The sequence below is a fragment of the Pseudoalteromonas sp. SIMBA_162 genome (genome assembly GCF_046535955.1).
Classification (GTDB): Bacteria; Pseudomonadota; Gammaproteobacteria; order Enterobacterales; family Alteromonadaceae; genus Pseudoalteromonas; species Pseudoalteromonas marina.
The window spans coordinates 1-547 of the sequence record NZ_JAWJBQ010000067.1; the positions used below are offsets into that span (position 1 = coordinate 1).

Genomic DNA, 547 nt, shown 5'->3' on the forward strand with positions numbered 1-547 from the left:
GGCGACACCCAGCGCAGCATCACGCGTATAAGGTATCTCCTCACTGCCGCGCATCTTGGGCTCCAGCACTACGGGCGATGCGTAACCCTTGGCCGGCACCGGTACCTGCTCATTGGTGCCGACGATGCCGGTCATCATCTCGTGGTCCGGCCAGGTGTCCGAAGCAATCAATGCCTTGCCATCGTGACAGCTGACCGACACCGAATCGTCAAAGCCGGCGTCCTTCACCGAGGCTTTCACTGCATCACAGCGTGTCTTCTGCAGGGCTGTCAGTGATGCCGGGTCGTTGGCGATAGACTGCGCAGCGTGAAATGCCAACGGCGCCAGAAGCGCAGTCGCCATGCCCAGCGCAATGGAACGACGCATGACGCGTCCTCGTCCATGCGAGTTCTGATCGGTGGATGACATGCCCCCTCCTTTGATGTCGTGGCGATGGAATCCGTTCCGGACTCCTTGAAGAGAAAGCGGCCCGATGGGCCGCCCCACGCCCAACCCTGGGCAACTTCACGTGTGGTGGTTCTTGGGTTCTTGTGGGGGTTCCGATGCC

At 61.2% G+C, this 547-nt stretch carries 1 pseudogene; it reads right to left on the reverse strand.

From position 1 onward, the window contains the following. Window positions 1-408, reverse strand: a pseudogene (locus R0J88_RS18730) (hypothetical protein); the annotation flags it as partial. Window positions 409-547: the final 139 nt, after the last annotated feature.